Source organism: Flavobacterium shii (genome assembly GCF_025847235.1).
Lineage (GTDB): Bacteria > Bacteroidota > Bacteroidia > Flavobacteriales > Flavobacteriaceae > Flavobacterium > Flavobacterium shii.
In genome coordinates, this window is sequence record NZ_JAOZEW010000023.1 from 73,482 (window position 1) to 87,235 (window position 13,754).

The 13,754-nt window shown below is 34.2% G+C and carries 12 protein-coding genes and 1 riboswitch; of the genes, 2 read left to right on the plus strand and 10 right to left on the minus strand.

Annotated elements, in window-relative coordinates; all coding sequences use genetic code 11:
* Positions 1-389: 389 nt before the first annotated feature.
* Positions 390-1,463, plus strand: a complete 1,074-nt coding sequence (locus OIU83_RS19160) for a BamA/TamA family outer membrane protein (protein ID WP_264207874.1) — start codon at positions 390-392, stop codon at positions 1,461-1,463.
* Between the two features lie 162 nt (positions 1,464-1,625).
* Here OIU83_RS19160 and OIU83_RS19165 read toward each other — a convergent pair whose 3' ends face one another.
* From OIU83_RS19165 to OIU83_RS19210, 10 genes are all read right to left on the minus strand, one after another.
* Complete coding sequence (locus tag OIU83_RS19165; RefSeq protein ID WP_264207875.1) at positions 1,626-2,111, minus strand: GNAT family N-acetyltransferase; 486 nt, start codon at positions 2,109-2,111, stop codon at positions 1,626-1,628.
* A 139-nt stretch (positions 2,112-2,250) separates the two neighbouring features.
* Positions 2,251-3,666 (minus strand): aminotransferase-like domain-containing protein, encoded by a 1,416-nt coding sequence (locus OIU83_RS19170; protein ID WP_264207876.1) that lies wholly within the window; start codon positions 3,664-3,666, stop codon positions 2,251-2,253.
* A gap of 90 nt (positions 3,667-3,756) precedes the next feature.
* A complete protein-coding gene (locus OIU83_RS19175; RefSeq protein ID WP_264207877.1) occupies positions 3,757-4,164 on the minus strand; it encodes a hypothetical protein in 408 nt (135 codons plus the stop codon).
* Positions 4,165-4,484: 320 nt separating this feature from the next.
* The gene (locus OIU83_RS19180) at positions 4,485-5,375 is read right to left on the minus strand and encodes an SDR family oxidoreductase (protein WP_264207878.1); all 891 of its coding nucleotides are present in this window, start codon (positions 5,373-5,375) and stop codon (positions 4,485-4,487) included.
* Positions 5,376-5,493: 118 nt separating this feature from the next.
* Positions 5,494-6,075, minus strand: a complete 582-nt coding sequence (locus tag OIU83_RS19185) for a Crp/Fnr family transcriptional regulator (RefSeq protein ID WP_264207879.1) — start codon at positions 6,073-6,075, stop codon at positions 5,494-5,496.
* A gap of 150 nt (positions 6,076-6,225) precedes the next feature.
* Positions 6,226-6,672 carry a VOC family protein gene (locus tag OIU83_RS19190; protein WP_264207880.1) on the minus strand — a complete coding sequence of 149 codons (447 nt, stop codon included), beginning with the start codon at positions 6,670-6,672 and terminating at the stop codon, positions 6,226-6,228.
* 308 nt (positions 6,673-6,980) lie between these two features.
* A complete protein-coding gene (locus tag OIU83_RS19195; RefSeq protein ID WP_264207881.1) occupies positions 6,981-8,468 on the minus strand; it encodes an aminotransferase class V-fold PLP-dependent enzyme in 1,488 nt (495 codons plus the stop codon).
* A 16-nt stretch (positions 8,469-8,484) separates the two neighbouring features.
* Complete coding sequence (locus OIU83_RS19200) at positions 8,485-9,945, minus strand: amino acid permease (protein ID WP_319005364.1); 1,461 nt, start codon at positions 9,943-9,945, stop codon at positions 8,485-8,487.
* 44 nt (positions 9,946-9,989) lie between these two features.
* Positions 9,990-10,976 (minus strand): TlpA disulfide reductase family protein, encoded by a 987-nt coding sequence (locus OIU83_RS19205; RefSeq protein ID WP_264207882.1) that lies wholly within the window; start codon positions 10,974-10,976, stop codon positions 9,990-9,992.
* A gap of 255 nt (positions 10,977-11,231) precedes the next feature.
* A riboswitch (SAM riboswitch) is annotated at positions 11,232-11,331 on the minus strand.
* 272 nt (positions 11,332-11,603) lie between these two features.
* The gene (locus OIU83_RS19210) at positions 11,604-12,830 is read right to left on the minus strand and encodes a PQQ-dependent sugar dehydrogenase (protein WP_264207883.1); all 1,227 of its coding nucleotides are present in this window, start codon (positions 12,828-12,830) and stop codon (positions 11,604-11,606) included.
* Between the two features lie 303 nt (positions 12,831-13,133).
* Here OIU83_RS19210 and OIU83_RS19215 point away from each other — a divergent pair, with 303 nt between their 5' ends.
* Positions 13,134-13,709: a Crp/Fnr family transcriptional regulator gene (locus OIU83_RS19215; RefSeq protein ID WP_264207884.1), complete on the plus strand. Its 576-nt coding sequence runs from the start codon at positions 13,134-13,136 to the stop codon at positions 13,707-13,709.
* Positions 13,710-13,754 lie beyond the last annotated feature (45 nt).

A 13,754-nucleotide genomic window follows, 5' to 3' on the forward strand; every position in this document is an offset into this window, starting at 1 on the left:
ATTAGAAATGAGGGTAGGTCAATAAGGTTACGGTTATATTAATAAAACAAGACGATTATAAAACATTGTATTAACATTTCATATCTTATGTTATCAATCCTATTTGGTAACTATTTTGAACACAACAAAAAAACCTCAATTCCTTTACGAATAGAGGCTCTTTTATGACTTTGTCTCGTCCTGCAAAAAATTTCCGCCATTGTTCTCTTGCACTATAAAAACCAAAACATAAGTTACTATACTACAGTATTTTGATACCTAAAAAAAATAATTTACCTTTAAGTTTTATGTCGCCAAATAAATTTACTCGCATAACCAATTATCACATTTACACATGCTCTAAAACCCATTAAACAACTCATAACGAACAACTTAAAAAAAAATCCCAAATGCAGAAAATCCTACCTACTATACTACTGCTTTTTTGTTGTTCATGGGCATGGACCCAGGCAAAGTTAGCCGACAGCACTGCAACATCTAAGCCGAAGACCAAGAACATTGATTTTAATGTAATGCCTTACGTTAATTACAACAGAACTCTTGATTTTATGTTTGGGGCTATTCCCATGATGATGTATAAACTAAACAAAACCGATACTATTTCTCCTAAATCTTTATCGGGCATATCTGCCGTTTATACTACCAATAAATCCTATTTTGTAGCCTCATTTAACAAATGGTATTTTAAAGAAGATAAGTGGCGGGCACAATTGTTTTTGGCAACAGGCAATCAAAATGCTCAGTTTTATGTAGATGACATCGACACCCCGGATTTTTATGACTATGCTACCAAAGCATCTGTGGCAAACATAATCGTACAGCGTAAAATAGTAAAAGCTTTATATGCAGGTCTTGGTTATGCTTATGCCCATTACAATACCAAATATGAAGATGATGTACAACCATCTTCTGTTACACAAACAAATGGTATACAAATAAATATGATGTACGATACCCGAAACGCAGTTTATTATCCTACTCAGGGTGATAAAGTAAAATTGCGATGGATTAATTATCCCACATGGTTTGGGAACGATATTAGTGCTAATAAAATTCTCTCGGAATACAATAAATATTTCCCCATGCGAAATGGAACAGATGTACTTGCAGCCCGCTTTTCGGGTAAGTTCGGACTAGGAAATATTACTTTCGAACAACAAGTAACCATCGGTGGAGAAGATATCAGGGGATATTCTGAGGGAAAATACCGTGGTGACGGACTCATGGCTTTACAGGGTGAATACCGATACAACTTTAATAAAAAAATGGGACTTGTGGGATTTGCCGGTGTGGCTACTATTTATGGTTCTGATACCTCCGATTTTAACTGGAATTTATATCCCGGAGCCGGTATAGGCTATCGCTACAGAGCATTTAAAACCGAAAAATTTAATGTGGGTCTGGATGCTGCTGTAGGAAAAGGTGATTGGGGTCTCTATTTCCGAATTGGAGAAGCTTTTTAAATTACAATCTGTAGTAGAAAAGTTAGCCACAAATTACACTAATTTACACTAATCTATTTTTTTTTTAGCAACGGGCATGGAAATAATTTCTGTACTATCTGTAAAAAACTTTGCGGCCAAATCACCTGTATTTCAACTTAGAAACCTATGTACTAAAACTTTTTATAATTGTTTTTCCATTTTTATATTAGCACGTTCATAAAGTCCCGGCTCTAAATCTACTTCTTCAAATCCATATTTTCTATAAAGATGTATCGCAGACTCTAACTTGGTATTAGAATATAAAACTAACGTCTCGATGTTCTTGCTTTTTGCCGTTTTAAGACAATGTTCTAATAATAAAGTACCAATTCCATAACCTTGTACAGTATCACTAACTGCCATTTTTCCTAATTCAAAAATGCCGTTATTCTTTTTTAAAAGTGAAGCAGTACCAATAATTTCATTATCTAATATTGCATAATAGATAAAACCTCCTTTATCAATAATCTCTTCTTTTGGATTTGAGAGAGAAATTTGATCCATCTTTTCAATTCTAAAATACTTTTCAAGCCATGCATAGTTAAGTATTTTAATTGATTCTTTAAATTCATCAGAGTAATCTATAAATTTTACTCTTGATTTGGCATTAACTACATCCTGATTCATTCCTTTTTATATTAAATCTATTACTTAAAAAAAAAACACCAAAAAACAATAAGCTGTATAATGCTATTTTTTATGTAAAACTATAATATACCCATAAACAAACACAGATACAGTTTTTTAACTTTAATTGGGCACAGATTTACAATGCATTTTTTACAATCGTACCCAAACGTTTTAAATCGGCATCGAGTTTATCATTCCATTCCAATGCAAAGTTGAGCCTCATGCAATTGTTATACTGATTGAGTTGAGTAAAAATACGTCCTGGTGCAAAACTTATTTTTTGCTTTATGGCTATGTCATATAAAGAAACGGTATCAATACTTTTGTCTAGTTCAAGCCAAAGAAATGAGCCTCCTTGTGGCTGAGAAATCTTGGTGTTCTCAGGAAAATAATCTTCTACAGCACGTTGAAAATTAAGACAGTTTGTATGTAATGTATGCCTGAAATTTCTCAGGTGATGATCATATCTTCCAAATTCCATAAAATCGGCAACAACTTCCTGATACAAAGAGGGCGTAGAAATTGTCTGAACTAATTTCTGTCTGATAATTTTTTCTTTAAATAAACCCGGAGCTACCCATCCTACTCTATATCCGGGTGCCAACGTCTTGGATACTGAACCGCACCACATAACAATCCCGGCTTCATCATAAAACTTGCAAGGTTTTGGCCGCTCTGCACCAAAGAAAAGATTCCCATACAAATCATCTTCTATAAGAGGAATATTATGGTACGTAAGCATTCTAACCAATTCCATTTTACTTTCATCCGGCATTAAACTCCCCAAAGGATTACTGAAATTACTCATAAAACAGCATACCTTAACTTTATGTATTACTTTTTTTAAAGCATCCAGGTCGACTCCAGTAGTGGGGTGTGTAGGTAATTCTATAACATTGAGCCCTAAAGATTTTGCTATTTGAAGTATTCCAAAATAAACCGGACTTTCTATAGCAATAGTATCTCCTCGCTGAGTTGTAACCATTAAGCAACTATAAATAGCATTCATAGCTCCTGAGGTTGTTACAAAATCATCTTCGGTTAATTTACCTTCTAGTACAAGAGACCATTTTGCAAGATTGCGCCTTAAATTTAGATTCCCCTGAACTAAATTATAATCGGTTCCACTCTCTTCTAAATTCCGCATGGCTTTAATGATTCCCTTATTAAGTTTGGCAATAGGAAGCAAACTCTTATGTGGAACTCCCAATGAAAATTGGGTAATACTCTTATCGCTAAAGGTGTCGAATACCTTAGTAATTAGATCATCAGGGCTTTTTTGGCTTTCGGATACTTTTAATTTATTCATCGAAGGAATCGAAAACTTTCTGTTGGAAGTCTTACTCACATAAAATCCGGATTTAGGTCGGGATTCTATCAAAGACTTACTTTCTAATTCCAAAAATGCCTGTTTGACAGTATTTATGCTTACATTATACAATTTCTGCAAGGCACGAATAGAAGGCAGTTTATCTCCTATTTTTAAAGTTTCTGATAAAATCTGCTCCTGAATAATATGTGCAATTTTTAAATATAAAATCTCTTTGGCCATTTCTTTAAATTTTATCTGTAGCGTGCAAATTTACTTAAAATTGGATTTTTATCCACGATAATACTATCTCAAATAAGTGCAAAATCATTGCTAGCATTGATTAATCCAATTTTCCAGCTTATGAATTGCGTTTTGTACAGCATCTACTTTCTTATCTGCATCATTAAACAAAATCTTAAACTCTTTTTCTACTTCTTTCTCTAAGCCTTTCTTTATATCCGACACATCATATTGCTCATCAAAATGATAATTCATTTCAATCTCTCTCGAGCTGTTTACTAGAACAAATCCATAACCTATCATTTGCTTTCCAAAATAGGCAACATTTAACGGAAGTCCAAAATGCTCCATAATATCCTCGACATTATCTTGTTTTGAGTTTCGTTCCCTTTTAGTTTTTCCTTTCTTTTGGTTGTAAATCCCTAAAATGCTACTAAGGTGTGTAATACTGGCGCTGTCAAATTCTATATGCTGAATCTTATCTACTTTTGTACTCATAATATAATTATTTGGTACAAAATTACGCGCTAAATAAAAACAGATACAGATACAAAAATAAAATTATACACGGATACAGATTATTAAAGTTAAGATTTTAAGTTTCATCGTAACGCCTGTAAACTTAAAGAAGCTGTCTCCATTCCTGATTGCACCCTTTTAGAAAACTAATTCTTGTACCAATGACTTGGAAATAAAACAAACGATGTAATTTGTCTGGTGCAATTCTATCATATAACACAAACGTAAAAACCCAATTCTAAATGAATTGGGCTCTTTTTTAATTACTTAAGCTTGCTTATTCTTAAATCAATTAATAATTAGTATTCTAATTCTGTTTTATGCTTTTCTATAAAATCAGCCCATTTTGTGGGTTGTTTACCAGTAATTTCATAAAAATTGTCAAAAGTATCATCTGCACCGGGTATGGTTCCAGCAGCATATCGCTTCCAGTGATCATAAACACAACTCATATAAGCCATTTCTGCACCGGAATCTATCATGGATTGTAAAAAAACTTCGGGAGAAAGTGGTTCGTAGTGAAATGGTTTACCAATTATAGAAGTCATCAATGCCGCCATTTCATCAAAGGTTATAGCATCATATCCTAATCGGTAGGTTTGACCAGCATGTAACTCCGGATGTGCCAAAGCCAAGGCTGCAACCTGCGCCACATCATCGATATCAACCCAACTCATTCTCGCATCGGCTACATAAGCATTAATTACTCCGTTTTCTATTGCTTTTTTACCGCCATAACTCAGCACGTTTTGCATAAAACTTTCGGGACGTAAATGGGTATATGAAAAACCAGACCACTCAATATATCTTTCGATAAACTGATGCCATGCCCAATGTGCGACTGTAGTATCGTCGCGACCACAAGCTCCTAAATGTACCACATGTTGTATTGCTGCTTTTTTAGCATTATCTATAAGTGCCTTACTCTGGCGTAACATATCGACTGTATAGCCAGTAATGATTAAAATACGATCAATGCCTGCAAAAGCGGGTAAATGAGTACTTTCATCATCAAAATCAAGGATTACAGTTGCAATCCCTTTAGCAGTAAAATAAGCTGCCTTTTCTAGTGATCGTACTGCAGCTATAATTTCTATGTCTTTATTAGACAAAAGAAAATCAATTGTTTTTGTGCCTACTTGTCCAGTTGCTCCAGTAATAAGTATTTTTGGAAGTGTTGTATTTACCATAAAATGTTATCGAAATATTTATATTATATTGAAATTATATCAATACAAATGTATATTGCTTCAAAAGGCTGGCAGTTGATATAGAACAAGAAATAAAATTGATCTATATCAATTAGAATTATTTGCGTGACGCAATATTTTTCTTAATACGACTTAAAGTTTCAGGTGCGATACCAATATAAGAAGCAATTAAATTTTGAGGAATTCTTTGAATTATAGCTGGATTAGATTCCATTAACTCAATGTATTTTTCCTCTGCAGTATGTGTGTTTGAACTAACGAGTCTTCGCTCTTTAGTTACTAGACTGTTCTGAAAAAGAATACGGAAATAGCGGTCCATTACAGGTATTTTCAAAGTCATTTCTTCAAAGTCCTCCAGAGTAATCATTAAAAGTTCTGATTCTTCTATGGCATCTATATTAAAAACTGCTTTTTCTCCGGATAAAAAACTGTTCATATCAGAGATCCACCATCCCTCACAGGCAAACATATTCATATGCTCTTCTCCTTTTTCATCAATATTATAGGATCTAAGCAAACCTTTTTCTACAAAGGATAAATATTTACAAATATCTCCTTCCTGCAACAAATACTGCCTTTTGCGAAGTTTTTTAGATACAAAAAAAGTTTTTATACTGTTTTTTTCTTCTTCACTGAGCGACACTTTTGCTAAAATATGAGAAAAAAAAACGGTATCCATTTTATTTTTATTTTTTGAATCTATGTGTATTCTTATAATAGTAAAGCAAATATAAATTCATTTTTTATAATTAGAATGAAGTATTATCTAAAGTTAGAAAATTAAGATATCAACCTTAAACTCAAAATTATGTTTATCCGAAAAAACAACTTAAAAAACAACAGATTCCAAAAACTCAATTACCTCTCCATTTGGGCTATAAACCAAACTATTACTAACGGTCACAATTTTCTTAAGGCTTCTTAATTCTAATGTTTCTTTTGCCGATAATGGTTTGGCGCCATTTTCGATTGCTTCATTGTACGCCTTATTTGCATCGCCAACTGTAAAGCAAATATGCAAAAGGGAATTCTCTACATAAGAATCTCCTTTTTTTCTTTTGCGTCCCTGAGTCGGAAAATTAGCATTATTGTCGCATATTTCTATATAACAATCAAATCCCTTGTTCTTCATCATCACACACTTTTCCAAATTGAACTCAGGAAGGCTCCAACCATGTACCACTTCAAAATTAAGTGTTCTGTAAAATTGTACTGTTTTTTCAAAATCCTGTGCCTTAATTGCAAAATGATGAAATCCTATTATATTACTATTCATTATGATTCTTTTTTATATAAGTCTACTTTCTAATGGCTCTTGCGTGAGTAGTTTCTTTAAACTTGTCTAAAAAGTAACGCAGATTTACGCGGATGAAACGGGTTTTAAAATAATCGAAAATAAAATCCGTTTAATCCGTGTTTTCGCTTTAGCGAATCCGCATAATCTGCGTCCCTTCGGCAAAGAGTTAGATAGAATTAAAACGAATTTTATTTTACTTCTATTTTTTTAAATCCGTTCTATAGTGATTTTGCTTTTGCAAATCTTGATCATCCACGTCGTGAGCGGGAACTTTAATGAGCTCAACTTTATTTCAGCACAAACCATTCCTTTACTTCTTCGGCAATGTTTTCTTCTTGTATAATACTCTCAAATTCATTGGTAGAATGGTTATGCCTATAATCCTTTTGCCATTCCTTATGATTTAAAACTACTTTTTGTATAGCATCACAGATAAACACGACCTCATCATTTGTCATTATAGGATGTAAGGATAAACGAACCCATCCTGGTTTATTACTCTGATCTTTCAGAAGAAGTTTATCTGTAAATTCCCTAGACTTTTCTTCATCAATATCAAATAAATAGTGGGCATACGTACTTGCACATGACCAACCACCTCGAACCTGAATTCCGAATCGATCGTTTAAAAGTCTAACAATTAAATTATAATGAATGTCTTCAACTATGAAAGAAACACAACCTATTCGATCCGTTGTAATATTGCCTAAAATTGATAATCCTGCTATCTTTTTAAACTCGGAATAACAAATATCTAATAATTCTTTTTCTCGGTTTTTAATATTTTCAATTCCCATTTTATCTTTCAGTTCCAGAGACAAAGCTGTTCTTATAACCTGTAAAAATCCGGGAGTTCCGCCATCTTCTTTAACTTCGATTACATTGCTGTACAAATATTTCCCCCAAGGATTAGTCCATTTTACATTTCCTCCTCCGGGGTTATCCGGAATACTAGTTTTATATAATTTTTCATTAAAAACCAAAATACCGGATGTTCCTGGTCCTCCCAAGAATTTATGTGGCGAAAAGAAAATTGCATCCAATTGTTCTTCTGGATTTTTGGGATGCATATCTATTTGAACATAAGGTGCTGAAGCAGCAAAATCGACAAAACAAAACCCATTATTTTTATGCATTATTTTTGCCAATTCATGATAAGGAGTAATGATTCCCGTAACATTCGAAGAAGCAGTAAACGAACCTATCTTTAAAGTCCTGTCTGAGTATTTTTTTATTACTTCCGAAAGTATCTTTGGGCTAACCAAATTATTTTCATCAGGCGGTAAAACCACCACATCAGCATTGGTTTCATACCAGGAAACCTGATTGGAGTGATGCTCCATATGTGTAATAAAAACCACTGGTCGATCAATGTCATGAGTTATTTTACCATTTAACTTACGTAAATCCATAATACGCTGCAGTTTGGATATCGCAGCGGTCATTCCGGTTCCTGTAGCAACCAAAACGTCCGATTCATTGGCATTTACATGAGTCTTAATTAAATCCCTGGCATACAGATACGCATAAGTTGAAGCTTTACCTGTCTGACTGGAAAATGAATGCGTATTGGCGATCATTGGACCTATTTTATTTAGCATAATTTCTTCGATCGGAAGATATAATCTTCCGCTTGCAATCCAATCGGCATAAAGCAACTTTTGTTTCCCATACACAGATTCAAAACTATGATTTACTCCAATTGTATTTTCTCTAAACTTTGAAAAATAGTCTTCTAATTGACTTGGTTTTATTTTGTTTTCAATAGCATTCATTTCCCTATCATTTTAATTATTTCTTTAACTGCTCATTTTCTTTTCTTAATTTACTATGTCGTTTTCCGTAAAGGAAATAAAACACGATACCAATTGCCATCCAGATAAATAGGCGCTCCCAGCTTTCCAGAGGAAGTCCTGTCATAAGGAATACACATACTCCAATACCTAAAATCGGCACGAATGGTACAAACGGTACTTTGAAACCTCGTTTTACATCTGGACTTGTTTTTCTTAGGATAATAATCCCTAATGAAACAAGCGAAAAAGCGAAAAGTGTACCAATGCTTACCATATGTCCCAAATCTGAAATGGGTACAAAACCAGCCAGAATACTCACAAATACCATAAAGAAAAGATTACTCTTCCATGGTGTCTTGAACTTACTGTGTATGTCACTGAAAAAAGAAGGTAAAAGTCCATCTTTGGACATGCTGTAAAAAACTCTAGACTGTCCCATAAGCATCACAAGGATTACAGAGGTATACCCCGCCAGAATTGCAATAATTAAAGCGCTGTTTAAAAAATGATACCCCGTAACAGCAAAGGCAGTTGCAGCTGGACTCGCATCTCCAATAAAAGTTTTATAAGAAACCATTCCTGTCATTACATAAGAAAAGGCAACATATAAAACAGTCGCTACCAGAAGCGAACCAATTATTCCGATAGGCATATCTTTTTGTGGATTCTTAGATTCCTGAGCTGCTGTTGAGACCGCATCAAACCCTATAAACCCAAAGAATACCACAGCGGCACCTCTAACTATTCCCGACCAGCCAAAATGACCAAACTCTCCGGTATTTTCAGGAATAAAAGGATGATAATTCTCCTCTTGAATAAATGACCAGCCTAAAACAATAAAAAGAACAATTACACTCAGCTTTAGTAACACCAGGAAATTATTCATCGTTGCCGATTCTTTGGTCCCTTTTGCAAGTACAAGAGAAAGTAAAGCAACAATAACTATTGCAGGCAGATTAACAATTCCGCCACTTAGAGTTGTTCCATCTGCCAGCTTTACCGGATCGAATGGGGAACTTGTTAATTCCGGAGGAAGATTAATATGGAGATGCGTCAATAATTTTGTAGCATAACTGGACCAGCTTACCGCAACAGTAGCAGAAGCAAGCGCATATTCGAGAACCAAATCCCATCCTATTATCCATGCCATAAACTCTCCCATCGTAGCATACGTATAGGTATAAGCCGAACCTGCTACAGGAATCATTGATGCATATTCTGCGTAACATAAAGCACAAAAAGCGCAGGCAACCGCTGCAAGAATAAACGAAAGAATAACTGCAGGACCAGCATTTTCGGCAGCTACAATACCCGTAAGAGAAAATATTCCCGCTCCTACTATTGCACCAATTCCTAGTGCTACAAGGTTTATTGGTCCTAATGAACGCTTTAATCCTGCTCCATCATTTTTCTCATTCTCGGAGATCAGGCTTTCTATAGATTTTTTAAATAACATAATTTTATTGCTAAGAGTAAACTATTTGTTTGGCTACTGGGATCTTATTTATTTAAAAGTGATTTAAGTGTAGTCTCCAGTTCTTCGCCATGAAGATTTCTTGCAACGATTATCCCTTTTGAATCTACCAGATAATTTGCCGGAATCGCTCTTACACCATATAATTTGGCTATTTCGCTATTCCAAAATTTAAGATCCGAAATATGTAACCAGTTTAAGTCATCGTCTTTAATTCCTTTAACCCAGCTTTCTTTCTTTTTATCCAAAGAAATTCCGATTATATTAAATCCTTTATCATGATACTGTTTATAGGCAGCAACAATATTTGGATTTTCTTTTCTACATGGTCCGCACCAAGACGCCCAAAAATCAATCAATGTATATCCCTTAAGATTTTCCGAAAGACGAACAGATTTTTCCTCTGCATCTTTACCTATAAAATCCGGTGCCTTTTTACCAACAGCCAATCCGTTTAAAACCGTTACCAATTCCTTAAGTTCTTTAACGTAAGTTGTAGTAGCCAAACTTTTATCAAGCAATGCAATGTTTTGAGTTATTTGTTCGGGAGTTAATCTGTAAGACCAGTTTCTATATAATACATAAGCCGAAACAATAGAAGTTGGGTGTTCGGTTATGAATTTACTAATCTCTACGTTCTCCGTCTTTTTATAAGTATTAAATAAATCCTGAGATGCCGAACCTTCTACAACAGAATTGTTGTAATATTTTACTGGGCTCAGTTTTACCGTAATTGGTCCTTTTTCTAGAAATATGTACAGCGGACTATTAGCCGTGTTAAAACTAAGACCATAAAGTTCCGGAAGTTTTACTTTTGTTTTAAAATTGAAATTCCCATCTACAACCTTAACAGAATCTATGGTGGTGAACATCTTGTTATGGAATTTTTGCAGATAAACATATTTGGCAACAGTATCTACAACTGTTCCTTTTAACTGCACATTTGTATCTTGCTGTGCTTGAGCTGCTGTTGCTCCAAGGCAAAGCGTAAGAAATAATACGATTTTTTTCATTATAATTTGTTTTAAAATTGGACATAGTTATTCCTGGGTCAGTTTTGAGATGACCTATAGCAAATGCTATTTAAATGGAATTGGTATTTATAAAGTTAGCGGCTACGCATTCGGAAAACTAAGATTTCTTTTTCTTCGAAAGGCAGGTTATTTTTTTTAGAATGGACACACAAAGGGACTAACTCAGTTTTCATTGTAATCAGTAAAAAGGTTTAAAAATACGATGTAACTTATTCAGATTTTCCAAGGAAATCTTTCTTATCTGTCCGCCGTAGCAGAAGGATTTAGCACCTTATTGGGTAACAGGTTGCTAAGACATCATAGGGCCTACTCCCTCAGTCTTTCTGGATAAGTTATGCAGCTTTTTTTTTGCTTCTGCAAATATATATAAATTCTACCAAATTAGTATAGTTTAAAATTATTATTTTTTAAAAACTGATAAATTAGTAGAAAGATCACTTATTTTAAGACTGTTTTTCTTGCACTTACAGGCTATTAAGTTCTTAATATTAAAAAAAAGATGTGTATTTCAAATTTCGATAACTCAAAAAAACTGCTCTATAACAAATTATGGCGCCAAATAGCGCCATAATAATTCGTGTTTTATATAAAAAGAGATGTGTATAATTATTCCTTATCAATTTTATACAACTTACCTCCATCTGTAATAGCGTATAGAGCGCCATCATTTCCTTGTGTAATATCTCTAAATCGCTGGTTTTCCTGAGCAAGAAGTCTTTCTTCGCCCACAACACGATTATTTTCTATGGCAAGACGTACAATATGCATTCCGCTTAAAGCGCCTATAAAAAGATTATTTTGCCATTCCGGAACACGATTCCCAGTATAAAAAGTCATACCACTTGGTGAAACCACAGGATCCCAATAGTAAACAGGCTGCTCCATCCCATCTTGTTGCTGAATTCCAGCACCGATTTTTTCTCCACTATATTCAATGCCATAAGTAATAACTGGCCATCCATAATTAAATCCAGGTTTTAAGCGGTTAATTTCGTCACCTCCGCGTGGTCCATGCTCGGCAAGCCAAATTTCACCTGTAACAGGATGAGATGCCAATCCTTGCGGGTTTCTATGTCCATAAGTATACAATTCCGGCAATGCACCTGCTTGACTAAAAGTAGGATTTCCAGATGCCGGTTGTCCATCTTTTGTAATTCTAACAACTTTTCCTAAACCAGCGGTAAGTGATTGTGCCAATGGTCGGGTTTCAAGCACAGAACGTTCTCCTGTACTAACTACAAGAGTACCTGTCTTGTCAAAAAGTATGCGCCCTCCATAATGTAGCGTACTGGCATTGGCAGGATTAGCGCGATAAATTACAGTTGCTCCTTCTATCGTTTTCTCATCGGTGGATAATCTTCCTTTGGCAACAGCCGTATTATTTCCTCCTCCTGCTGCTTCCGAAAAAACCCAATAAATCATACGATTTGTAGCATATTCAGGATCCAGACATAAACCTAATAAACCTCCCTGACCTGCAGCATTAACAGCTGGAATACCTGTAATTGGACTGCTCACTGCTCCTGCTGTAGTAACAATGCGCATAATGCCCGCTTTTTCTGTAATTAATAATCTGCCGTCTGGAAGACTTTTTACTCCCCAAGGACTAGTCAAACCAGAAGTAATAACAGCTGCCTGAAAGCTTGTATTTGTCTTTAACCCATCGATACGGGTTTGTCCTGCAAATGCAGGTTTATAAGTTGTATTTGCTGCATTACCTTCTACCGGATTGGTTACTGTACCAGGATTGGTATTGACATCTTTATCACTCGAACAACTAAATAGGGTAAAAAGCGCACTCGATAGAATGGCAATGTGGTTTGTATTTCTCATAATTTGGGAATTAAAAAAGGGTTATAAAATTTACGTATTTTTTCATACAACATAATAAATCAACCAATTACAACAAAAATGTAAATTTAAAATCGGAAAAAGTTATATAATTAATCCGAAAAGTTATACAATTATACACAATCTTAACATGGATGAAATTTTAAATTAAAAATAAAATAAATAAAGATCGAACTAACAAAAAAGATTGAATTCGCATATTAATAGTCCTCTCCAATAAAAGAGAAATATTGTGAGACCTTCTAAATTATTCTACCTTTATCCTTGCATTAAAAAAAGATAAAAATGTCTGATAATTTTCAAAAATATGGCAGCCTGTTTCAAGTAGACGCGGAACATTTTGACGAGTTTTTTTCTCAACTAAAAAGTATTACACTTGAAAAATCCGAGTTCTTTTTACAACAAGAAGGAAAATGTGAATATATTGGTTTTGTTAAAAATGGAACCTTGAGAAGTTTTCACAATAACGAAAATGGTAATGACATAAGCTTTAATTTTCATTTTAATAATCAGTTCTTTACGGATTATGAAAGCTTACTATTTGACAAAAAATCAAAATTAAACATTCAGGCAATTCACAAATCAGAGCTATTTTTATTGCATAAAGATGATTTAAAAAAATTATATACTAAAGGAATCTATTGGCAGGAATTCGGCCGAAAAACAAAAGAAAAATTATATCTGGATGCAAAAAAAAGAATAGAGGATTTATTATACTACTCCCCCGAACAGCGATATACGAATTTATTAAAAGAAAGCCCTTTAATTTTTCAAGAAGTCCACCAAAAACACATTGCAAGCTATCTGGGTATAACGCCGCAATCTCTTAGTCGGATAAGAAAAAGAATTTTCATTAGTTAACTTAAGTGAACGCCTATTGAATCTCAAGTGGATAAATTTGCCTTA

Excerpts from the sequence above, each read along its gene's own strand:
- OIU83_RS19160 (WP_264207874.1), top strand. The coding sequence starts at position 390 with ATGCAGAAAATCCTACCTACTATACTACTGCTTTTTTGTTGTTCATGG.
- OIU83_RS19165 (WP_264207875.1), bottom strand. The coding sequence starts at position 2,111 with ATGAATCAGGATGTAGTTAATGCCAAATCAAGAGTAAAATTTATAGAT.
- OIU83_RS19170 (WP_264207876.1), bottom strand. The coding sequence starts at position 3,666 with ATGGCCAAAGAGATTTTATATTTAAAAATTGCACATATTATTCAGGAG.
- OIU83_RS19175 (WP_264207877.1), bottom strand. The coding sequence starts at position 4,164 with ATGAGTACAAAAGTAGATAAGATTCAGCATATAGAATTTGACAGCGCC.
- OIU83_RS19180 (WP_264207878.1), bottom strand. The coding sequence starts at position 5,375 with ATGGTAAATACAACACTTCCAAAAATACTTATTACTGGAGCAACTGGA.
- OIU83_RS19185 (WP_264207879.1), bottom strand. The coding sequence starts at position 6,075 with ATGGATACCGTTTTTTTTTCTCATATTTTAGCAAAAGTGTCGCTCAGT.
- OIU83_RS19190 (WP_264207880.1), bottom strand. The coding sequence starts at position 6,672 with ATGAATAGTAATATAATAGGATTTCATCATTTTGCAATTAAGGCACAG.
- OIU83_RS19195 (WP_264207881.1), bottom strand. The coding sequence starts at position 8,468 with ATGAATGCTATTGAAAACAAAATAAAACCAAGTCAATTAGAAGACTAT.
- OIU83_RS19200 (WP_319005364.1), bottom strand. The coding sequence starts at position 9,945 with ATGTTATTTAAAAAATCTATAGAAAGCCTGATCTCCGAGAATGAGAAA.
- OIU83_RS19205 (WP_264207882.1), bottom strand. The coding sequence starts at position 10,976 with ATGAAAAAAATCGTATTATTTCTTACGCTTTGCCTTGGAGCAACAGCA.
- OIU83_RS19210 (WP_264207883.1), bottom strand. The coding sequence starts at position 12,830 with ATGAGAAATACAAACCACATTGCCATTCTATCGAGTGCGCTTTTTACC.
- OIU83_RS19215 (WP_264207884.1), top strand. The coding sequence starts at position 13,134 with ATGTCTGATAATTTTCAAAAATATGGCAGCCTGTTTCAAGTAGACGCG.